The organism is Variovorax sp. J31P207 (assembly GCF_030316965.1).
GTDB classification, from domain to species: domain Bacteria; phylum Pseudomonadota; class Gammaproteobacteria; order Burkholderiales; family Burkholderiaceae_C; genus Variovorax; species Variovorax ginsengisoli_B.
In genome coordinates, this window is the sequence record NZ_JASZYN010000005.1 from 155,962 (window position 1) to 175,736 (window position 19,775).

At 66.5% G+C, this 19,775-nt stretch carries 20 protein-coding genes and 1 tRNA gene; 13 read left to right on the top strand and 8 right to left on the bottom strand.

Annotated features, from left to right (window positions below):
- Positions 1-87: 87 nt before the first annotated feature.
- Complete coding sequence (locus QTI68_RS18615) at positions 88-744, top strand: RNA pyrophosphohydrolase (RefSeq protein WP_286523959.1); 657 nt, start codon at positions 88-90, stop codon at positions 742-744.
- On the top strand, positions 686-1,237 hold the full coding sequence (locus tag QTI68_RS18620) for a CNP1-like family protein (protein WP_286523418.1): 552 nt from the start codon (positions 686-688) through the stop codon (positions 1,235-1,237). Before QTI68_RS18615 ends, QTI68_RS18620 begins: the two co-directional genes overlap by 59 nt.
- Positions 1,238-1,256: 19 nt before the next feature.
- On the opposite strand, the gene proB is transcribed toward QTI68_RS18620, so the two are convergent.
- The 4 genes from proB to rplU all read right to left on the bottom strand — a co-directional run bounded on the left by proB (position 1,257) and on the right by rplU (position 4,119).
- Complete coding sequence (proB, locus tag QTI68_RS18625; RefSeq protein ID WP_286523419.1) at positions 1,257-2,396, bottom strand: glutamate 5-kinase; 1,140 nt, start codon at positions 2,394-2,396, stop codon at positions 1,257-1,259.
- Positions 2,393-3,460 (bottom strand): Obg family GTPase CgtA, encoded by a 1,068-nt coding sequence (gene cgtA / locus QTI68_RS18630; protein WP_286523420.1) that lies wholly within the window; start codon positions 3,458-3,460, stop codon positions 2,393-2,395. The genes proB and cgtA overlap by 4 nt, the downstream gene beginning before the upstream one ends.
- Before the next feature lie 77 nt (positions 3,461-3,537).
- The gene (gene rpmA, locus QTI68_RS18635) at positions 3,538-3,795 is read right to left on the bottom strand and encodes a 50S ribosomal protein L27 (RefSeq protein ID WP_286369136.1); all 258 of its coding nucleotides are present in this window, start codon (positions 3,793-3,795) and stop codon (positions 3,538-3,540) included.
- A gap of 12 nt (positions 3,796-3,807) precedes the next feature.
- Positions 3,808-4,119, bottom strand: a complete 312-nt coding sequence (rplU, locus tag QTI68_RS18640; RefSeq protein ID WP_286369298.1) for a 50S ribosomal protein L21 — start codon at positions 4,117-4,119, stop codon at positions 3,808-3,810.
- Positions 4,120-4,327: 208 nt separating this feature from the next.
- On the opposite strand from rplU, the gene QTI68_RS18645 reads away from it, so the two are divergent.
- The 10 genes from QTI68_RS18645 to QTI68_RS18690 all read left to right on the top strand — a co-directional run bounded on the left by QTI68_RS18645 (position 4,328) and on the right by QTI68_RS18690 (position 13,918).
- On the top strand, positions 4,328-5,320 hold the full coding sequence (locus QTI68_RS18645; RefSeq protein WP_286523961.1) for a polyprenyl synthetase family protein: 993 nt from the start codon (positions 4,328-4,330) through the stop codon (positions 5,318-5,320).
- Positions 5,321-5,379: 59 nt separating this feature from the next.
- A tRNA-Pro gene (locus tag QTI68_RS18650) sits at positions 5,380-5,456 on the top strand.
- A gap of 380 nt (positions 5,457-5,836) precedes the next feature.
- Positions 5,837-7,570 carry a type IV-A pilus assembly ATPase PilB gene (pilB, locus tag QTI68_RS18655; RefSeq protein WP_286523421.1) on the top strand — a complete coding sequence of 578 codons (1,734 nt, stop codon included), beginning with the start codon at positions 5,837-5,839 and terminating at the stop codon, positions 7,568-7,570.
- Between the two features lie 58 nt (positions 7,571-7,628).
- Complete coding sequence (locus QTI68_RS18660; RefSeq protein ID WP_286523423.1) at positions 7,629-8,852, top strand: type II secretion system F family protein; 1,224 nt, start codon at positions 7,629-7,631, stop codon at positions 8,850-8,852.
- Entirely contained in the window at positions 8,852-9,703 is an 852-nt protein-coding gene (locus tag QTI68_RS18665) for a prepilin peptidase (protein WP_286523425.1), read from the top strand. The genes QTI68_RS18660 and QTI68_RS18665 overlap by 1 nt, the downstream gene beginning before the upstream one ends.
- A 14-nt stretch (positions 9,704-9,717) precedes the next feature.
- Positions 9,718-10,320 carry a dephospho-CoA kinase gene (coaE, locus tag QTI68_RS18670; protein ID WP_286523426.1) on the top strand — a complete coding sequence of 201 codons (603 nt, stop codon included), beginning with the start codon at positions 9,718-9,720 and terminating at the stop codon, positions 10,318-10,320.
- An 81-nt stretch (positions 10,321-10,401) separates the two neighbouring features.
- A complete protein-coding gene (locus QTI68_RS18675; RefSeq protein WP_286523427.1) occupies positions 10,402-11,895 on the top strand; it encodes an MBOAT family O-acyltransferase in 1,494 nt (497 codons plus the stop codon).
- A 1-nt stretch (position 11,896) separates the two neighbouring features.
- On the top strand, positions 11,897-12,910 hold the full coding sequence (locus tag QTI68_RS18680; protein WP_286523428.1) for an alginate O-acetyltransferase AlgX-related protein: 1,014 nt from the start codon (positions 11,897-11,899) through the stop codon (positions 12,908-12,910).
- A 31-nt stretch (positions 12,911-12,941) separates the two neighbouring features.
- On the top strand, positions 12,942-13,697 hold the full coding sequence (gene zapD, locus QTI68_RS18685; RefSeq protein ID WP_286523429.1) for a cell division protein ZapD: 756 nt from the start codon (positions 12,942-12,944) through the stop codon (positions 13,695-13,697).
- A gap of 8 nt (positions 13,698-13,705) precedes the next feature.
- The gene (locus QTI68_RS18690; protein WP_286523430.1) at positions 13,706-13,918 is read left to right on the top strand and encodes a DNA gyrase inhibitor YacG; all 213 of its coding nucleotides are present in this window, start codon (positions 13,706-13,708) and stop codon (positions 13,916-13,918) included.
- 12 nt (positions 13,919-13,930) lie between these two features.
- On the opposite strand, the gene QTI68_RS18695 is transcribed toward QTI68_RS18690, so the two are convergent.
- Genes QTI68_RS18695 through secA form a run of 4 tightly spaced genes read right to left on the bottom strand, consistent with a single transcriptional unit; the run spans position 13,931 to position 19,254 of the window.
- Positions 13,931-14,359: an NUDIX domain-containing protein gene (locus QTI68_RS18695; RefSeq protein ID WP_286523431.1), complete on the bottom strand. Its 429-nt coding sequence runs from the start codon at positions 14,357-14,359 to the stop codon at positions 13,931-13,933.
- Positions 14,356-15,228 (bottom strand): ATP-binding protein, encoded by an 873-nt coding sequence (locus QTI68_RS18700; protein WP_286523432.1) that lies wholly within the window; start codon positions 15,226-15,228, stop codon positions 14,356-14,358. Before QTI68_RS18700 ends, QTI68_RS18695 begins: the two co-directional genes overlap by 4 nt.
- Entirely contained in the window at positions 15,225-16,454 is a 1,230-nt protein-coding gene (argJ, locus tag QTI68_RS18705) for a bifunctional glutamate N-acetyltransferase/amino-acid acetyltransferase ArgJ (RefSeq protein ID WP_286523433.1), read from the bottom strand. Before argJ ends, QTI68_RS18700 begins: the two co-directional genes overlap by 4 nt.
- 22 nt (positions 16,455-16,476) lie before the next feature.
- Positions 16,477-19,254 carry a preprotein translocase subunit SecA gene (gene secA / locus QTI68_RS18710; RefSeq protein WP_286523434.1) on the bottom strand — a complete coding sequence of 926 codons (2,778 nt, stop codon included), beginning with the start codon at positions 19,252-19,254 and terminating at the stop codon, positions 16,477-16,479.
- 201 nt (positions 19,255-19,455) lie between these two features.
- Here secA and QTI68_RS18715 point away from each other — a divergent pair, with 201 nt between their 5' ends.
- Positions 19,456-19,764, top strand: a complete 309-nt coding sequence (locus QTI68_RS18715) for a hypothetical protein (RefSeq protein ID WP_286523435.1) — start codon at positions 19,456-19,458, stop codon at positions 19,762-19,764.
- Positions 19,765-19,775: the final 11 nt, after the last annotated feature.

Genomic DNA, 19,775 nt, shown 5'->3' on the forward strand with positions numbered 1-19,775 from the left:
AGGTCCTGGGGGGTCCTGGAACCGGTCGCTTGCCGTGCGCAACCCGGCATGCATAATCGACTCAGTTCAAAAAATTGGGGTTTGATTATGCTCGACCGGGACGGCTTCAGGCCCAACGTCGGCATCATCCTGCTCAACCAGAGAAACCAGGTTTTCTGGGGCAAACGCATCCGCACCCATTCCTGGCAGTTTCCGCAAGGCGGCATCGATCGCGGCGAAAGTCCCGAGCAAGCCATGTTCCGGGAACTGCACGAGGAAGTAGGTCTCCATCCGGAGCATGTGCGGATCGTCGCCCGTACCCGCGACTGGTTGCGCTACGAGGTGCCGGATCGGTTCATCCGCCGAGACGCACGAGGCCATTACAAGGGCCAGAAGCAGATCTGGTATTTGCTGCAGTTGACCGGTCACGACTGGGATCTGAACCTGCGCGCCACCGACCACCCGGAGTTCGACGCCTGGCGCTGGCACGACTACTGGGTCCCGCTCGACGTCGTGGTCGAGTTCAAGCGCGGCGTCTACGAGATGGCGCTGACCGAACTCGCCCGCTACCTGCCTCGGCAGGATTTCCGCAACCGCTTCCTGCGCAGCAATGTGCGGGCCCGTGAATTCGAGCGCCATCCGCCCGGCGCGGGCCACGAACCGACCTTCGAGCTGCCGCCCGGCGCCAGCTTCGATCCCAACCCGAATGCCAATCTTGCCAACGATCCTGCCTCGACGAACGACCCGTCCCACTTCCCCCGCTAGCCGCGCCGGCCGCGCGCTGCTGCTGGCCTGCGCGCTGGGCGCCGCCAGCCTGGCCCAGGCTCAGGTGTTCGGCGATGTCGACTGGAAGGAAACCGAGGCGCCGCCGCCGCCGGCGTTCGACCTGAACAAGCTGGTCCCGATCACCATGCCGCCCTACATGACGCTGAAGTTCGGCGTCGATCCGGCGACCATCAAGATCACCGGCGACGGCGTGGTCCGCTACGTGGTGGTGGCCACCCACAAGGAGGGCGGCGCGCTCAACGCCTACTACGAGGGGCTTCGCTGCGCCACGGCCGAATACAAGAGCTACGCGCGCTTCACCAACGGCGCCTGGGACCCGACGCCGGCGCCCGAATGGAAGCGCCTGAGCGAACGCAACTCGATCTACACCAAGGCGCTGGCGGCGCAGGCCCTGTGCCGCGGCGATGCCCCGCGGGGCTCGGTCGGCGAGATGATCCGGGTCCTGAAGGCGCCGGTGCGCGAAGTCGAGTAACTGGCGCCCCGCGGGGCGCTCAGCCCTGCAGCAGCACCATGTTGTCGCGGTGCACCATCTCCGGCTCGGCCGCATAGCCCAGCAGGCGCTCGAACTCCGACGAGGGCTTGCGGCACAGCATCCGCGCCTCGGCGCTCGAATAATTCGCCAGTCCGCGCCCGAGCTCGACGCCCAGGGCATCGCGGATGGCAATCACGTCGCCGCGCGAGAACTCGCCTTCCACGCCCGTCATGCCGATCGGCAACAGGCTCTTGCCCTCGCCGCGAACCTTGGCCGCCGCGCCGGCATCGACCAGGACCGCGCCGCGCAGTTGCAGATGGTCGGCCATCCAGCGCTTGCGCGCCTGGTGCTTGGCCGTCTGGGCCACCAGCAGGGTGCCGATCGCCTCGCCGCGCGCCAGGCGCAGCAGGGCGTCGGGCTCGCGGCCCCAGGCGATCACGGTCGAGGCGCCGGAACCCGCCGCGCGCTTGGCCGCCAGGATCTTGGTGATCATGCCGCCGCGCCCGATGCTGCTGCCGGCGCCGCCGGCCATGGCTTCGAGCTCGGGGTCGCCGGCGGCCGCCTCGTCGACGAAACGGGCAGCCGGATCCTTGCGCGGGTCGGCCGTGAACAGGCCCTTCTGGTCGGTCAGGATCACCAGTGCATCGGCCTCGACCAGGTTGGCGACCAGCGCGCCCAGCGTGTCGTTGTCGCCGAACTTGATCTCGTCCGTGACCACCGTGTCGTTCTCGTTGATGACCGGCACCACGCCCAGTGCCAGCAGGGTCACCAGGGTCGAGCGCGCATTGAGGTAGCGCTCGCGATCGGCCAGGTCGGCGTGGGTCAGCAGCACCTGGGCGCTGCCCATGCCGTTCTCGCGCAGCTTGGTCTCGTAGACCTGCGCCAGGCCCATCTGGCCGACGGCGGCGGCGGCCTGCAGTTCGTGGATCTCGTGCGGGCGGGTGCGCCAGCCCAGGCGCTTCATGCCCTCGGCGATCGCGCCGCTCGACACCATCACGACCTCGCGGCCATCGCGCACCAGAGCCGCAAGCTGCCGGCACCATTCGCCGATGGCAGCGTCGTCGAGCCCGCGCCCCTCGTTGGTCACGAGGCTGGAACCCACCTTGACGACGATGCGGCGCGCATCGCGCAAGACGGTGGAGCCGGAAGTCGAACTCATGGCTGGAGATCGGGAAAGCGTGGATCGACTTCGACCGGCGGCTGCTCGGCCACCTGTTGCGCCTTGACGTGCTGGTAGATCGCCTGCACCAGCGGCTCGCAGCCTTCGCGCGTGAGGGCGGAGATCTCGAACACCGGCCCCTTGAAGCGCAGCCGCTTGACGAAATCCTTGACCTTCGCGGCCCGCTCGTCGTCGGCCACCATGTCGAGCTTGTTCAGCACCAGCCAGCGCGGCTTCTCGTACAGCGCCTTGTCGTACTTCTTGAGCTCGCCGGCGATCGCCTTGGCCTGGGCGACCGGGTCAACACCCTCGTCGAAAGGCGCCAGGTCGACCACGTGCAGCAACAGCCGGGTGCGCTGCAGGTGGCGCAGGAACAGATGGCCCAGGCCCGCCCCTTCGGAGGCGCCTTCGATCAGGCCCGGCAGGTCGGCGACCACGAAGCTCTGCTCCGGCCCGACGCGCACCACGCCCAGGTTCGGGTGCAGGGTCGTGAACGGATAGTCGGCGATGCGCGGACGCGCGTTGGAGATGGCGCTGATCAAGGTCGACTTGCCGGCGTTCGGCATGCCCAGCAGGCCGACGTCGGCCAGCACCTTGAGTTCGAGCTTGAGGTTTTTCTTTTCGCCCGGCCAGCCGGGTGTCTTCTGCCGCGGCGCCCGGTTGATCGCGCTCTTGAAGCGCATGTTGCCAAAACCGCCGTCGCCGCCCTTGGCGATCGTGATGACCTCCCCGGGCGTCAGCAGTTCGTAGAGCACCTCGCCGGTCTCGGCGTCCGAGATGATGGTGCCGACCGGCATCTTCAGCGTGATGTCCTCGCCGGCGGCGCCGAACATGTCGGAGCCCATGCCGTGCTGGCCGCGCTTGGCGTCGTGGCGGCGCGAGAAGCGGAAGTCGACCAGCGTGTTCAGGTTCGAGTCGGCGACTGCGAACACATGGCCGCCACGTCCGCCGTCGCCGCCGTTCGGGCCGCCGAACTCCTTGTACTTCTCATGGCGGAACGACACGCAGCCGTTGCCGCCGTCGCCAGCGGCGACGTCGATGAAGGCTTCGTCCACGAACTTCATGAGATGTCCAGTCAGTCAGTCTACAAAATGAAAAAGCCCCGGCAAAGCGGGGCTCCGATCGGGTCGAAGTGACTGGCTTACGCCGGCGTCACGTTGACCGTGTGCTTGTTGAGTGCACCCTTGGTGCCGAAGGAAACGGTGCCTTCGACCAGGGCGAACAGCGTGTGGTCCTTGCCGATGCCGACATTGACGCCGGGGTGGAACTGGGTACCGCGCTGGCGCACGATGATCGAGCCTGCGCTGATCAGTTCGCCGCCGAAGCGCTTCACGCCGAGCATCTTGGGCTTGGAATCGCGCCCGTTTCGCGTTGAGCCGCCGCCTTTTTTCTGTGCCATGGAATGTGCTCCTTAGCCGGCGATCGCGCCGATTTGCAGTTCGGTGAACTGCTGGCGATGGCCTTGACGTTTCTGATAGTGCTTGCGACGGCGCATCTTGAAGATGCGAACCTTGTCGTGCTTGCCGTGCGACAGGACCGTGACCGTCACCGTGGCGCCGGATACCAGGGGCGTACCGACCTTGATTTCGCTGCCGGTTCCGACTGCGAGCACCTGATCGATCACGATTTCCTGGCCCACGTCCGCAGCAATCTGTTCTACTTTAATTTTTTCGCCGGAAGCAACGCGATACTGCTTGCCGCCGGTTTTTATGACCGCGTACATTATTGACCTCTTGGGAAAAGATGGCTCCACGGCGAATTCCGTAGAGCCCACGATTATAGCACTCCGGCCGTTTTGCGCCACATGGCATGCCAGGGCCGCCTGGGGACCGGGCCGGCCGTCCCTATAATCGACAGCTTCCGGCCCATCCGGCCTCCACGGCCGCCAGCGCCATCGTCGCACCTCCTGCTGCGCGCAAGCGCCCTTGCCTTTGTCAGTTCACGCCGCCGACACCTCCCCCGCCGCCGCCGTTCTCAGCCTGATCGCCGACGACATGGACAGCGTCGATCTCGTGATCGCACGTCGGCTCGACACAGGCGTGCCGCTGGTCAGCCAAGTCTCGAAATACATCATCTCCGCCGGCGGCAAGCGGCTGCGTCCGGCGCTGCTGCTGCTGATGGCGGGCGCCCTGGGCTATCGCGGCGAGCAGCGCTTCAACCTGGCGGCCGTGGTGGAGTTCATCCATACCGCCACCTTGCTGCATGACGACGTGGTGGACGAGTCCACGCTGCGCCGCGGCCGCCCGACCGCCAACGAATCCTTCGGCAACCCGGCAAGCGTGCTGGTCGGCGACTTCCTCTACTCGCGCGCCTTCCAGATGATGCTGGACGCCGACGACGTGCGCGTGATGCAGATCCTGGCGGAGGCGACCAACGTGATCGCCGAGGGCGAAGTCCTGCAGCTCATGAACATGCATGACGCCACCCTCGACGAGGACGCCTACCTGCGCGTCATCCGCTCGAAGACCGCCAAGCTGTTCGAAGCCAGCACGCGGCTCGCCGCCGTGCTGGCCGGGGTGCCGCCGGACGTCGAAGAAGCCTGCGCCACCTACGGGCAGGCGCTGGGCACGGCTTTCCAGGTCATCGACGACGTGCTCGACTACGCCGGCGACGCCAGCGAAACCGGCAAGAACGTCGGCGACGACCTGCGCGAGGGCAAGACCACGCTGCCGCTGATCCTCGCGATGCAGCGCGGCACGGCGGCGCAGCAGGCGCTGATCCGCGGCGCCATCGAGGCCGGCGACACGACGCAACTGCCGCAGATCGTCGCCATCGTGCGCGAAACCGGCGCTTTGGAAGCCACGCGCGCCGCCGCTGCCGCCGAGGCGCAACGCGCGATCGACGCGCTTCGTGGTTTTTCTGCAAATCCGCACTCCGCGGCTTTGCTACAATTAGCGGCTCAGCTGCTTGAGCGGCGCGCCTGACGATCAACTCACCCGAGTGAACGCCACGGTCGCGTCACTGTTCTCGCAATCAGCACCATCGGGGTGTAGCTTAGCCTGGTAGAGCGCTACGTTCGGGACGTAGAGGCCGGAGGTTCGAATCCTCTCACCCCGACCAATTCTTGAATCAAGTCGACTTTTCTGGCGTCCATGCAACGTGGACCGCCTGCCGAGCACGCAGGCAACGGCTAGGTCGTTTCGAATCCTCTGCACCTTCATCCGGTGTGCGGCATCCCCGCAACAGCCCTTTCGGCGTCCCTGGACGCTGTGCTACGCTAAGTCTCCGGTGCGTCGATTGCACAGGGTTTGCCCATTGACTCAGGCAGCGGGCCCCTGGAGCAGGGCAGTGCAAGGAGGTCCGACCCTCTCACCCCCATCAGCCTTTCAGGGCTGTAATTGCCAAATGCTCCGCGGAACCGTTGCCGCGCAGCGGTTTACAGCGCTTGGGCGATCAGCGATGATCGTGAAGCAAATTTTCACGTTTCTTACATTCGTTGAATGGCCGCAGCCGAACCCCTCGTCAAAGACAGCTCGCCGATCGCCCTTCCAGGGCTTGCGCGCGCACTGGTTTCGGCCGGAAAGCTCCCGGCCAAGACGGCCGAAGACATCTACCAGAAGTCCCTGAGCGGCAGGACCAGTTTCATTGCCGAGCTGACCGGCACCGGCGCCGTGTCGGCGGCCGACCTGGCGCACACGCTGTCGAGCGCCTTCGGCGCCCCGCTGCTCGACCTCGACGCCATTGACTCCCAGCGTCTGCCCAAGGACCTGCTCGACCCCAAGCTGTGCCAGGCCTACCGGGTCGTGGTGCTCAGCAAGCGTAACAATCGTCTCATTGTCGCAACAGCCGATCCTTCGGACCAGCAAGCGGCCGAAAAGATCAAGTTCGCCTCCCAGATGGGCGTGGACTGGGTCATCGCGGAGTACGACAAGCTCTCCCGCATGATCGAGGCGGCGGCGGTGAGCGCCTCCGAGACCATCGACAGCATCATCGGCACCGAATTCGAGTTCGACGAAGTCTCGGCCGACACCTCGAGCGAAAGCAACGACCCGGCGGTGGCCGAAGTCGAGGACGCGCCGGTCGTCCGGTTCCTGCACAAGATGCTGCTGGATGCCTTCAGCATGCGGGCCTCGGACATCCACTTCGAACCTTACGAGCACAACTACCGCGTGCGCTTTCGCATCGACGGCGAGCTGCGCGAGATCGCCAGCCCGCCGACGGTCATCAAGGACAAGCTGGCCTCGCGCATCAAGGTCATCTCCCGGCTCGACATCTCCGAGAAGCGGATTCCGCAAGACGGCCGGATGAAGCTCAAGATCGGTCCCGAGCGCGTGATCGACTTCCGGGTCAGCACGCTGCCCACGCTGTTCGGCGAGAAGATCGTGATCCGTATCCTCGACCCGAGCAGCGCCCGCCTCGGCATCGACGCGCTCGGCTACGACGCCGACGAAAAAGAACGTCTGCTCACGGCCATCGGCCGCCCCTACGGCATGGTGCTGGTCACGGGGCCGACCGGCTCCGGCAAGACGGTGTCGCTCTACACCTGCCTGAACCTGCTCAACAAGCCCGGCGTGAACATCGCGACCGCCGAGGATCCGTCCGAAATCAACCTGCCGGGCGTCAACCAGGTCAACGTCAACGACAAGGCCGGCCTGACCTTCGCGACCGCGCTGCGGGCCTTCCTGCGCCAGGATCCCGACATCATCATGGTCGGCGAAATCCGCGACATCGAAACCGCCGACATCTCGATCAAGGCGGCGCAGACCGGCCACCTGGTGCTCTCGACGCTACACACCAACGACGCCCCCACCACGCTGACGCGGATGCGCAACATGGGCATCGCGCCCTTCAACATCGCCTCGAGCGTGATCCTGATCACCGCCCAGCGGCTGGCGCGCCGGCTCTGCACCGTGTGCCGGGCGCCGACCGAGGTGCCGCGGCAGGCGCTGCTCGACGCCGGCTTCAAGGACAGCGACCTCGACGGCTCCTGGAAGCCCTACCACCCGGTGGGCTGCTCGGCCTGCAACGGCGGCTACAAGGGGCGCGTCGGCATCTACCAGGTGATGCCGATCACCGAGGAGATCCAGAAGATCATCCTTCGCGACGGCACCTCGCTCGATATCGCCAAGCAGTCCGAATCCGAGGGCGTCAGGTCGCTGCGCCAGTCGGGCCTGCGCAAGGTCATGCAGGGGCTGACCTCGCTCGAAGAAGTGCTGGCCGTCACCAACGAATAGAACGCGTCGATTCGCACGCATCAGCAGCAGCACCAGCACACGGAGAAGCGGAGATCCCATGGCAACGGCAACAGCATCGTCCCGGACGGTCAAGGAATTCGTCTTCGAGTGGGAAGGCAAGGACCGCAACGGCAAGACCGTGCGCGGCGAAGTTCGCGCCGCCGGCGAGAACCAGGTGCAGGCCGCCTTGCGGCGCCAGGGCATCCTCACGACCAAGATCAAGAAGCGCCGGATGCGCTCGGGCAAGGCGATCAAGCCCAAGGACATCGCGATCTTCACCCGCCAGCTGGCGACCATGATGAAGGCCGGCGTGCCCCTGCTGCAGGCCTTCGACATCGTCGGCCGCGGCAATGCCAACCCGAGCGTGGCCAAGCTGCTCAACGACATCCGCAGCGACGTCGAGACCGGCACCTCGCTCTCGGCGGCGTTCCGCAAGTTCCCGAAGTACTTCGACAGCCTCTACTGCAACCTGGTCGAGGCCGGCGAGGCGGCCGGTATCCTGGAAGACCTGCTCGACCGCCTGGCCACCTACATGGAGAAGACCGAGGCGATCAAGTCGAAGATCAAGTCGGCGCTGATGTACCCGACCTCGGTCATCGTGGTGGCCTTCGTGGTGGTGGCGATCATCATGATCTTCGTGATCCCGGCCTTCAAGCAGGTGTTCACCTCCTTCGGCGCCGACCTGCCCGCACCGACCCTGATCGTCATGGGCATCAGCGAATTCTTCGTCTCCTACTGGTGGCTGATCTTCGGCGTGATCGGCGGCGGCATCTATTTCTTCCTGCAGGCCTGGAAGCGCAACGAACGGGTGCAGAAGGTCATGGACCGCCTGCTGCTGCGCCTGCCGATCTTCGGCACCCTGATCGACAAGTCCTGCGTCGCCCGCTGGACCCGCACCCTGGCCACGATGTTCGCCGCCGGCGTGCCGCTGGTCGAGGCACTCGACTCGGTGGGCGGCGCCTCGGGCAACTCGGTCTATGCCGAAGCGACCACCAAGATCCAGCAGGAGGTGTCGACCGGCACCAGCCTGACCACCGCGATGACCAACGCCAACCTGTTCCCGTCGATGGTGCTGCAGATGACCGCGATCGGCGAGGAATCAGGCTCGATCGACCACATGCTGGGCAAGGCGGCCGACTTCTACGAGTCGGAAGTCGACGACATGGTCGCCGGCCTGTCGAGCCTGATGGAACCCATCATCATCGTCTTCCTGGGCGTGATCATCGGGGGCATCGTGGTCTCGATGTACCTGCCCATCTTCAAGCTCGGCCAGGTCGTCTGATGCTGGTGTCGCAGGGGGTGGACGCCGCACTGGCCGGCGTGCTGGGGCTCATGATCGGCAGTTTTCTCAATGTCGTGATCTACCGGCTGCCCAAGATGCTCGAGCGGCAGTGGGCGGCCGAATGCGCGAGCCTCGCCGACGGCGACGCGGCGGCAGCGCCCGCCGTCGAGCCCTTCAACCTGATGGTGCCGCATTCGCGCTGCCAGCAGTGCGGCCACGTGATCCGCTGGTACGAGAACGTTCCGGTGCTGAGCTACCTGGTGCTGCGCGGGCGCTGCTCTTCCTGCGAGGCGTCGATCGGCCTGCGCTATCCGGTGGTCGAACTGCTGACCGGTGCGCTGTTCGCCTGGTGCGTCTGGCGCATGCCCGGCCAGTACGGCGCGCTGGCCTGGTGCGCCTTCGCCGCCGCGCTGCTGGCGCTGGCGCTGATCGACTGGGACACCACGCTGCTGCCCGACGACATCACCCTGCCGCTGCTGTGGGGCGGCCTGCTGGCATCGATCGCAGGCTTCACCGGCGTGCCCCTCGCCCATGCGGTCTGGGGCGCCGTGGCCGGCTATCTGTCGCTGTGGGCCATCTACTGGCTGTTCAAGCTGACCACCGGCAAGGAGGGCATGGGCTATGGCGACTTCAAGCTGTTCGCGGCCTTCGGCGCCTGGTTCGGCTGGCAGGCGCTGGTGCCGATCATCCTGATGGCGTCGGTGATCGGCGTGGTGGTCGGGCTCGCGCTCAAGTTCAGCAGCGGCCTGCGCGAAGGCGGCTACGTGCCCTTCGGGCCCTTCCTGGCCGCTGCCGGCTTCACGGCCATGATCTTCGGCCCGGACGCGATCCTGCGCGCGGTCGGGCTCTGAAGGGCGGGCGCACCATGCGCATCGGCCTGACCGGCGGCATCGGCAGCGGCAAGAGCACCGTCGCGTCGCTGCTGGTCGGGCTCGGCGCCAAGCTGGTCGATACCGATGCGATCGCCCGGGCGGTGGCGCAGCCGCAAGGCGCCGCCATGCCGGCGCTGGAGGCCGAGTTCGGCCCTTCGGTGATCGCGGCCGACGGCGGCCTCGACCGGGCGCGGATGCGCGAGCTCGTGTTCGCGGACCCGGACGCCAAACGCCGGCTCGAAGCCATCCTGCATCCGCTGATCGGGGTCGAATGCGAACGGCAGGCGGCGACCGCGGCGGCCGGCCAGACGCTCGTCTTCGACGTGCCCCTGCTGGTCGAGTCCAGGCGCTGGCGCGCCATCGTCGATCGCGTGCTGGTGGTGGACGCTTCCGAGGCGGTGCAGCTGCATCGCGTGGTGGCACGTTCCGGCTGGGCGCCGGAAGCGGTCCGCGCCGTGATCGCGCAGCAGGCCGAACGCAGCCTGCGGCGCGCGGCCGCCGATGCGCTGATCTTCAACGAGACCATGTCGCTGGCGGAACTCTCCCTCGAAGTCCGGAGTCTTTGGGATCGCTGGGCCGTCGCGGACACGCGATAATCTCCGGTCCGCCGGCGCGCGTGCGCCCGACAACAAGAATGCGGCGTGCGTTTCGACCCCGCGAGACAGCCCTCCCCCAAGATGCTTTTCAATTCGTACGCGTTCATCTTTTTCTTCTTCCCGATCGTGCTGGTCGGGTTCTTCCTGATCGGAAAGCGCAACGCACGGGCCGCCGCCGGATTTCTGGCGCTCGCCTCCCTGTTCTTCTACGGCTGGTGGAGTGTCCAGGCGCTGCCGCTGCTGCTGGGCTCGATCTGCTTCAACTACTGGGCCGGCCTGCGCCTGACCCCCGGCCCCGGACGCACCGACCCCGGCCGCAAGAAGATGCTGGTGCTCGCGCTGGTGGTCAACCTGGGCGTGCTGGCGGTGTTCAAGTACGCGAACTTCTTCGTCGCCAACGTCAACGACGGCCTGCTGGCCGCGGGCTACTCGCCGATCTCGATGCTGCACATCGCGCTGCCGATCGGGATCTCGTTCTATACCTTCACGCAGATCGCCTTCCTGGTCGATTGCTGGCAAGGCAAGGTACACGAGCGCAGCTTCGTGCATTACGTGCTGTTCGTCACCTACTTTCCTCATCTGATCGCGGGCCCGGTGCTGCACCACGCGCAGATGATGCCGCAGTTCGCCAATCCGGCGACCTACCGGGTCGACTTGGACAAGGTGGCGCTCGGGCTGGCGATCTTCGTCTTCGGGCTGGCCAAGAAGCTGCTGATCGGCGACCCGATGGGCGAGTACGCCGACCTGATGTTCAACGGCGTCCACAAGGGCCTGACGCCGACCATGGGCACCGCCTGGGTCGGCGTGCTGGCCTACACGCTGCAGATCTACTTCGACTTCTCGGGCTACTCGGACATGGCCGTGGGCCTGTCGCTGTGCCTCGGGGTGCAGTTGCCGCTCAACTTCAATTCGCCCTACAAGTCGACCAACATCATTGAGTTCTGGCGCCGCTGGCACATCTCGCTGTCGACCTTCCTGCGCGACTACCTCTACGTGCCGCTGGGCGGCAACCGCAAGGGACCGGCGCGCCGCTACCTGAACCTGTTCCTGACGATGCTGCTGGGCGGCCTGTGGCACGGGGCCGCCTGGACCTTCGTCATCTGGGGCGCACTGCACGGCTTCTTCCTGATGGTCAACCACCTCTGGAACGCCAAGGTGCGCCGCAACGCCAAGCCCGGCAGGCTGGCACGCCTGCTCGGCTGGCTGCTGACCTTCGTCTGCGTGATGATCGCCTGGGTGGTGTTCCGGGCCGAGAGCATGCACGCCGCGACCACCATCTACCAGGCCATGCTCGGGCTGCACGGCACCTCGGATTCGGTGTTCAGCGAGCTCGGCGGCGTGCCCTACCGCAAGAACGACTTCTTCCATACGCTGCTGGTCGGGTTGTTCATTTGCCTGGTGATGCCGCCGACCATCACGCTGCAGCGCTGGGTGCCGCAGCTGCAGGCGCTGGCCGGCCGGCCGCGCCTGGCCTGGGTGTTCACGGCGCTGATGGCCGCCTTCACGGTGTACCTGCTGGGCGTCTGCGTTTCGAAGCTGGGCTCCTACAGCCCCTTCCTCTATTTCCAATTCTGATATGACTCCCGCGAAACTCTGGCTGCGGATCTTCGGGGCCGGCTTCCTCGTCATCATCGCGCTGCTGATCGTGACCCTGAAAACGCCGCCCTTCTATGGCGACATGACCCGCATCGGCCTGCTGTCGGAGACCGCCTTCGGCTGGCGGATCGAGCCGCCGCACGTCGATCCGAAGTACCTGAATGCGGTCCCGGTTGCCGAAGCCGACATCGTCGTGATCGGCGACAGCTTCTCGATGTCGAACCGCTGGCAATCGATGCTCACCCGGGCCGGCTACCGGGTCACGACCACCTTCTGGGGCCAGATCAACGAAGAGCTCTGCGGCGACTTCGATGCCTGGCTCGATCGCGCGGGCTTCCGCGGCAAGCTGGTGATCGTCGAGAGCATCGAGCGTCTGGTGAACGAACGCATGGTCGGCACCCAGACCTGCAAGACGATGGCCAAGCCCTTCTCGGCCGGCATCAAGCCCTTCTTCGAGTCGCCCTCGTCGGTGCCGGCGCCGGTGCTCAACTGGGACGGCAAGCTGACCTCCGGCGTGCGGATCTATCGCAACACCCGGCGGGCGCGCGAGGCGACCGAGCCGATCCTGTCGAACGACAAGATTTTGGTGCGACCGGTTCCCGGGGGCTGCGCGTTGTTCAGCCACCAGCTCTGCGACAAGGTCCCGTTCTGGCCGGCCGACGACGAGAACGGCGAGCTGACGGTGCAGCACGCGGCCCAGATGAAGGCCTTTGGCGACGCCCATCCACGGCGCACCGTGCTGTGGATGATCATCCCCAACAAGACCACCGTGTATGTCAAGCCGGAACATTCGAAAGATTTCGTGACGGCATTCGGTGCCGCCGACATCGGCCCCGACCTGTTCAGCCTCTCGTTCGATCAGAAAAACAAGGTCCGCGACTATTTCTTCCCGAACGACACCCACCTGTCGATGCACGGGCAGCTGGTGGTCGGCCAGCGGATGCTCGAAGCGGTGCGCAAGATCCTGCCCGCCGCCCCCTCGAAGGCCTCTTGAAGCTATCATCTGCAACCGGAAGCCACCACGCGTGATCCTCTACGAGTACCCCTTCAACGAGCGCATCCGGACCTACCTTCGGCTGGAACACCTGTTCCGTCGCCTTGGCGAGCTGGTGCCGGCCGATTCGCCGCTGCTGCATCACTACGCACTGGTCACGATCTTCGAGATCATGGACGTGGCGGCGCGCGCCGACCTCAAGGCCGACGTGCTGCGGGACCTCGACAAGCACAAGAACGTCTTCAACAGCTACCGCGGCAACCCGGCCATCGCCGAATCGGTGCTGGACCAGGTGGTGGGCAAGCTCGAAAGCAATTTCACCACCCTCAACACGGTGCCGGGCAAGGCCGGCCAGGCCCTGACCGAGAACGAGTGGCTGATGAGCATCCGCAGCCGCGCCGGCATTCCGGGCGGCACCTGCGAGTTCGACCTGCCGGCCTACTACGCCTGGCAGAACCGCCGCGCCCACGAGCGCCGCGCCGACCTCGAGCGCTGGTCGTCCACGCTCGCGCCGCTGGCCGAGTCGATCTACCTGCTGCTCAAGCTGCTGCGCGATGCCGACGTGCCCTACAAGGTGATCGCGGCCAACGGCCAGTTCCAGCAGACCCTGCCGCAGGGCCGCAGCTTCCAGTTGCTGCGCCTGCGCATCGACCCCAAGCTCGGGCTGATTCCCGAGATTTCCGGCAACCGGCTGATGGTGTCGGTCAGGCTGATGCGGCATGGCACCGATGATCGCCTTCATCAAAGCACGGACGAGGCCCCGTTCGAACTGACCCTCTGCGCCTGAGACATTCGATGAGCGGTGCGACGAATTCCATCGGCGAGCGGATCGTCCGCTGCCCGGCATGCGGACAGGACAGTGTCTACGCGGCCAGCAATCCCTACCGGCCGTTCTGCAGCGCGCGCTGCAAGGGCATCGACCTGGGTGCCTGGGCCAGCGAAGAATTCAGGATGCCGGCCGATGCGCCGCCGGACGACGATCCGTTCGGCGATCCGAAGCGGCAGTAGCGGCAACAGGCCCTAAGCCGCCGGCGGCTCGAAGACCAGCCCGCGCTCCTCGGCCAGCCAGGCCAGCACCGGCAGCGCGCCCGGCAGCACCGGCGTCACGTCGAGCGGCAGTTGCTGCCAGCACATCGCCTGGCCCTCGCGCATCTCGAAATCGCCGCTCCAGCGATGCACCTTGCACCAGTGCAGGCGCACCAGCGCATGCGGGTAGTCGTGCTCGGTGACCTTCCAGACCGCGGCCCCGGCGATCGTGATGCCGAGCTCTTCGTGCAGTTCGCGCCGCAGCGCCTCCTCGACGGTCTCGCCGGCCTCGAGCTTGCCGCCCGGGAATTCCCAGTAGCCGGCATAGGGCTTGCCTTCGGGCCGGGTCGACAGCAGCAGCGAATCGTCCTCGCGGATCAGGATGCCGACCGCGACTTCGGTGTGCTTGCGGGTCCCGGTCAAGCCGCACGCCCTGCGTAGTCGCGCGCGAACTGGTAGGCCACGCGGCCGCTGCGCGAGCCGCGCTCGAGCGCCCAGACCAGGGCCTCGGGGCGCGCGGCCTCGACCGCCTTGGCGTCGACGCCGAACGAGGACAGCCATTGGGCGACGATCGCCAGGTATTCGTTCTGGCTGAAGGGATAGAAGCTGACCCAGAGGCCGAAGCGCTCCGACAGCGAGATCTTCTCCTCGATCACCTCGCCCGGATGGACTTCGCCATCTTCGGTATGGGTGTAGCTGAGGTTGTCCTTCATGTACTCGGGCAGCAGGTGGCGCCGGTTGCTGGTCGCGTAGATCAGCACGTTGGGCGTCGACGCGGCGATCGAGCCGTCGAGGATCGACTTCAGCGCCTTGTAGCCCGGCTCGCCCTCGTCGAAGCTGAGGTCGTCGCTGAAGATGATGAACTTCTCGGGCCGGTTCGCGACCACCTCGATGATGTCGGGCAGGTCGGTCAGCTCGGCCTTGTCGACCTCGATCAGGCGCAGGCCCTGCGGTGCGTAGGCCTGCAGGCAGGCGCGGATCAGCGACGACTTGCCGGTGCCGCGGGCGCCGGTCAGCAGCACGTTGTTGGCCGGCTTGCCTTCGACGAACTGGCGCGTGTTGCGCTCGATCTTGTCCTTCTGGACGTCGATTTCCTTGAGCGAGTCGAGCGCCATCGCGGCCACGTGGCGCACCGGCTCGAGCGTGCCGTGGCCGGAACTGCGACGGCGGTAGCGCCAGGCGATCGAGGCGCTCCAGTCGGTCGGCGCCGCGAGCGGCTGCGGCAGGATCGATTCGATGCGCGCAATGAGGTGCTCGGCCCGCTCGAGCAGGCGTTCGAACTGGACGTTCATGACCGGTAGTCGGCGTTGATCGAGACGTAGTCGTGGCTCAGGTCGCAGGTCCAGACGGTGTCGGCGGCGCTGCCGCGTCCGAGCGCGATGCGCACCGTGATCTCGCTCTGCTTCATGACGCGCTGGCCGTCTTCCTCGCGGTAGGCCGGATTGCGGCCGCCCTTGACCGCCACGTGGACATCGTCCAGGTAGAGGTCGATGCCGGTCTGGTCGAGATCGGCGATGCCCGCATAGCCGACGGCCGCGAGGATCCGGCCCAGGTTCGGATCGCTGGCGAAGAACGCGGTCTTGACCAGCGGCGAATGCGCGACCGCATAGGCGACCTGCCGGCACTCGGCCGCATCCTTGCCGCCTTCGACCTGGATGGTGATGAACTTGGTCGCGCCTTCGCCGTCGCGCACGATGGCCTGCGCCAGCTGGCGGGCGACATTGCGCATCGCTTCGAGCAGCGCGCGGCCTTCGGGCGATTCGAGCGAGCCGATCGTGGCATGCGCCGCCTTCTGCGTCGCGATGACCACGAACGAGTCGTTGGTCGAGGTGTCGCCGTCGATCGTCACGCGGTTGAAGGACGCATCGGCCAGTGCCTTGGCCAGGGGTTGGATCAGCGCCGGGTCGATCTTCGCGTCGGTGGCCATGAAGCCGAGCATGGTCGCCATGTTCGGCCGGATCATGCCGGCGCCCTTGCTGATGCCGGTGACCGTCACGGTCGCGCCGCCGATCTGCACCTGCTGGCTGAAGGCCTTGGGCACGGTGTCGGTGGTCATGATGCCTTCGGCCGCGCGCGCCCAATGGTCGGGCGCGGCATCGGCGAGCGCGGCGGGCAGGCCGGCTTCGATGCGGTCGATCGGCAGCGGCTCCATGATGACGCCGGTCGAGAAGGGCAGGATCTGCTCGGGCGCCAGGTTCAGGTGACGCGCCAGCGCGATGCAGGTGGCGCGGGTGCGCGCCAGTCCGTCCTCGCCGGTGCCGGCGTTCGCGTTGCCGGTGTTGATCAGCATCGCCCGGATGCCGAAATCGCGGGCCAGGTGCTCGCGGCAGACCTGGACCGGCGCCGCGCAGAAGCGGTTCTGGGTGAACACGCCACCGACCGCGGCGCCTTCGTCGATCAGGACGACCGTCAGGTCCTTGCGGTTGGCCTTGCGCACGCCCGCTTCGGCCACGCCGATGCGAACGCCGGGCACCGCATGCAGCGCGGCGGGGTCGGGAGCGGAGAGATTCACTGGCATGGAGAAATCCTGTCGATGGATGTCAGGTGAGCTTGCCGTGGCACTGCTTGAATTTCTTGCCACTGCCGCAGGGGCACGGATCGTTGCGGCCGACCCGCGCGAAGGCCGCGGCACCGGCGGAGAGGCCGCCGGCGACTTGGCGACGCTGGCTTTCCTCGTCGACCCGGACCTCGACCTCGCCGGTCTCGGTCGGCGCGGTGTAGGTGATGTTGGCAAGGTTCTCGCCGCGGCTTTCCATCGCCTCGGCGGCCTCTTCGAGCTGTTCGCCGGACTGCACGCGCACCGTCATGAGCTGGCGCGTGACCTCGTTCTTGACCGAATCGAGCAGCTGGCCGAAGAGCTCGAAGGCCTCGCGCTTGTATTCCTGCTTGGGCTGCTTCTGCGCATAGCCGCGCAGGTGGATGCCCTGGCGCAGGTAGTCGAGCGACGCCAGGTGCTCGCGCCAGTGGGTGTCGATGCTCTGCAGCAGCACCATGCGCTCGAACTGGGTGAAGTTCTCCTGGCCGATCAGCGCCAGCTTGGCGTTGAAGACCTCGTTGGCGGCGGTCACCACCTTCTCGACCACGTCCTCGTCGCCGATCGCGGTCGCGGCCTCGACCTGCTGGCGCAGCGGGATCTCGAGGCCCCATTCGTCGCTCAGCACCTTCTCGAGGCCGGCCAGCTGCCATTGCTCCTCGACCGATTCGGCCGGCACGTACTGGCGCACCAGGTCGGTGAAGCAGCCCTCGCGCAAGCCCTCGATCTGCGCCGTCAGCTCGGTCGCGTCGAGGATGTCGTTGCGCTGCTGGTAGATCACCTTGCGCTGGTCGTTCGAGACGTCGTCGTACTCCAGCAGCTGCTTGCGGACGTCGAAGTTGCGCGCCTCGACCTTGCGCTGCGCGCTCTCGATGCTGCGGGTCACGATGCCGGCCTCGATCGCCTCGCCGTCGGGCATCTTCAGGCGGTCCATGATCGCCTTCACGCGGTCGCCGGCGAAGATGCGCATCAGCGGGTCGTCCAGGCTCAGGTAGAAGCGCGAGGAACCCGGGTCGCCCTGGCGGCCCGAGCGGCCGCGCAGCTGGTTGTCGATACGGCGCGATTCATGGCGCTCGGTGGCGATGATGCGCAGGCCGCCGAGCGACTTCACGAACTCGTGGTCTTTGTCCCACTGGGCGCGCAGGCTGGCGATTTCAGCGGCCTTGGCCGTGTCGTCCCTGGACTCGTCGGCCTCGACCGCCTCGATCAGCTTCTCGACGTTGCCGCCCAGCACGATGTCGGTCCCGCGACCGGCCATGTTGGTGGCGATCGTGATCATCTTGGTGCGGCCCGCCTGGGCCACGATGTCGGCTTCGCGTGCATGCTGCTTGGCGTTCAGCACCTGGTGCGGCAGGTCGGCCTTCTCGAGCAGGCCGGCGATGATCTCGGAGTTCTCGATCGACGAGGTGCCGACCAGCACCGGCTGGCCGCGCTCGTGGCATTCGCGGATGTCCTGGATCGCGGCCTCGTATTTCTCGCGCGTGGTCTTGTAGACGCGGTCGAGCTGGTCTTCGCGCCGGCTTTGCCGGTTCGGCGGGATGATCATGGTCTCGAGACCATAGATTTCCTGGAACTCGTAGGCTTCGGTGTCGGCGGTGCCGGTCATGCCGGCCAGCTTGCCGTACAGGCGGAAGTAGTTCTGGAAGGTGATCGAGGCCAGGGTCTGGTTCTCGGCCTGGATCTCGACGCCTTCCTTGGCTTCCACGGCCTGGTGCAGGCCGTCGCTCCAGCGGCGGCCGGTCATCAGGCGGCCGGTGAACTCATCGACGATCACGACCTCGCCCTGCTGCACCACGTAGTGCTGGTCGCGGTGATAGAGATGCCGGGCCCGCAGCGCCGCGTTCAGGTGATGCATCAGCGTGATGTTGGCCGGGTCGTAGAGCGAGGCGCCCTCTGGCAGCAGCTTGAACTCCGACAGCACCTGCTCGGCCTTCTCGTGGCCGTCCTCGGTCAGGAACACCTGGTGGGTCTTCTCGTCGACCGTGAAGTCACCCGGCTTGGTGACGCCTTCGCCGGTGCGGGGGTCGGCCTCGCCCTCCTGCTTGACCAGCAGCGGCACGACCTTGTTGATCGCCAGGTAGAGCTCGGTGTGGTCCTCGGCCTGGCCGCTGATGATCAGCGGCGTGCGGGCCTCGTCGATCAGGATCGAGTCGACCTCGTCGACGATCGCGTAGTTCAGCCCGCGCTGGACCCGGTCGCCCGGCTCGTAGACCATGTTGTCGCGCAGGTAGTCGAAGCCGTACTCGTTGTTGGTGCCGTACGTGATGTCGCTGCCGTAGGCCTGCTGCTTCTCCTCGCGCGGCATCTGCGGCAGATTGATGCCGACCGAGAGCCCGAGGTAGTTGTAGAGCCGGCCCATCCACTGGGCATCGCGGTTGGCGAGGTAGTCGTTGACCGTGACCACGTGCACGCCCTTGCCGGTGAGCGCGTTCAGGTACACCGGCAAGGTCGCCGTCAGGGTCTTGCCCTCGCCGGTGCGCATTTCGGAGATCTTGCCGTTGTGCAGCGCCATGCCGCCCAGCAGCTGGACGTCGAAGTGGCGCATCTTCATGATCCGCTTCGAGGCCTCGCGCACCGTGGCGAAGGCCTCGGGCAACAGGTCGTCGAGCGACTCGCCCTTGGCGACGCGGTCCTTGAACTCCTGCGTCTTGGCGCGCAGCGCCGCGTCGTCGAGCTTCTCGAAGGACGGCTCCAGCGCGTTGATGCGTTCGACCGTCTTGCGATACTGCTTCAGGAGCCGGTCATTGCGACTGCCGAAAATTTGAGTCAGGAAGTTGGTGGCCATGAATGGAGATCGATGCACACTCGCTGGATGCGGGCGCCTCGACCGAAATCCCTAAGATAGACAAGAGAACGAACTTGGGCGCGCTTGACCAAAAGGCAAGCGGGCCGGCGCGCAGGATGCCGGCAAACCGCCGATTTTAGCCACCTTGCCTCGACCTTCCGAACCGCCGCCCATTGCCCGCCCACTGCCTTCGAACCGTCCATGTACCGCCGTCTCAACCCCGCCGTCACCCTGCTCGAAGCCGCCGAGGGTTCGCCCACCCTGGCGAGCCTGGCGGCGCGCGCGCGTGACGCCAACGAACGTCTGGCCGCGGTACAGGACCTGATCCCGACGGAAATGCGCGCCGCGGTCCAGGCCGGGCCGGCCGAAGCCGACGTCTGGTGCATGCTGGTGAACGGCAGCGCCGCGGCCGCCAAGCTGCGTCAGCTGGCGCCCATGCTGCAGGCGCGGCTCAAGTCGCGCGGCTGGGACGTCTCGACGATCCGGATCAAGGTGATGTCGCGGCGCTGAGGCCGGCCGCG

Bases quoted from the DNA above. Each gene is read 5' to 3' on its own strand.
- rplU (WP_286369298.1), bottom strand. From the start codon at position 4,119: ATGTACGCGGTCATAAAAACCGGCGGCAAGCAGTATCGCGTTGCTTCC.
- QTI68_RS18700 (WP_286523432.1), bottom strand. From the start codon at position 15,228: ATGAACGTCCAGTTCGAACGCCTGCTCGAGCGGGCCGAGCACCTCATT.
- proB (WP_286523419.1), bottom strand. From the start codon at position 2,396: ATGAGTTCGACTTCCGGCTCCACCGTCTTGCGCGATGCGCGCCGCATC.
- QTI68_RS18715 (WP_286523435.1), top strand. From the start codon at position 19,456: ATGTACCGCCGTCTCAACCCCGCCGTCACCCTGCTCGAAGCCGCCGAG.
- QTI68_RS18675 (WP_286523427.1), top strand. From the start codon at position 10,402: ATGCTTTTCAATTCGTACGCGTTCATCTTTTTCTTCTTCCCGATCGTG.
- QTI68_RS18690 (WP_286523430.1), top strand. From the start codon at position 13,706: ATGAGCGGTGCGACGAATTCCATCGGCGAGCGGATCGTCCGCTGCCCG.
- pilB (WP_286523421.1), top strand. From the start codon at position 5,837: ATGGCCGCAGCCGAACCCCTCGTCAAAGACAGCTCGCCGATCGCCCTT.
- QTI68_RS18680 (WP_286523428.1), top strand. From the start codon at position 11,897: ATGACTCCCGCGAAACTCTGGCTGCGGATCTTCGGGGCCGGCTTCCTC.
- QTI68_RS18620 (WP_286523418.1), top strand. From the start codon at position 686: ATGCCAATCTTGCCAACGATCCTGCCTCGACGAACGACCCGTCCCACT.
- QTI68_RS18665 (WP_286523425.1), top strand. From the start codon at position 8,852: ATGCTGGTGTCGCAGGGGGTGGACGCCGCACTGGCCGGCGTGCTGGGG.
- secA (WP_286523434.1), bottom strand. From the start codon at position 19,254: ATGGCCACCAACTTCCTGACTCAAATTTTCGGCAGTCGCAATGACCGG.
- QTI68_RS18660 (WP_286523423.1), top strand. From the start codon at position 7,629: ATGGCAACGGCAACAGCATCGTCCCGGACGGTCAAGGAATTCGTCTTC.
- coaE (WP_286523426.1), top strand. From the start codon at position 9,718: ATGCGCATCGGCCTGACCGGCGGCATCGGCAGCGGCAAGAGCACCGTC.
- rpmA (WP_286369136.1), bottom strand. From the start codon at position 3,795: ATGGCACAGAAAAAAGGCGGCGGCTCAACGCGAAACGGGCGCGATTCC.
- cgtA (WP_286523420.1), bottom strand. From the start codon at position 3,460: ATGAAGTTCGTGGACGAAGCCTTCATCGACGTCGCCGCTGGCGACGGC.
- QTI68_RS18615 (WP_286523959.1), top strand. From the start codon at position 88: ATGCTCGACCGGGACGGCTTCAGGCCCAACGTCGGCATCATCCTGCTC.
- argJ (WP_286523433.1), bottom strand. From the start codon at position 16,454: ATGCCAGTGAATCTCTCCGCTCCCGACCCCGCCGCGCTGCATGCGGTG.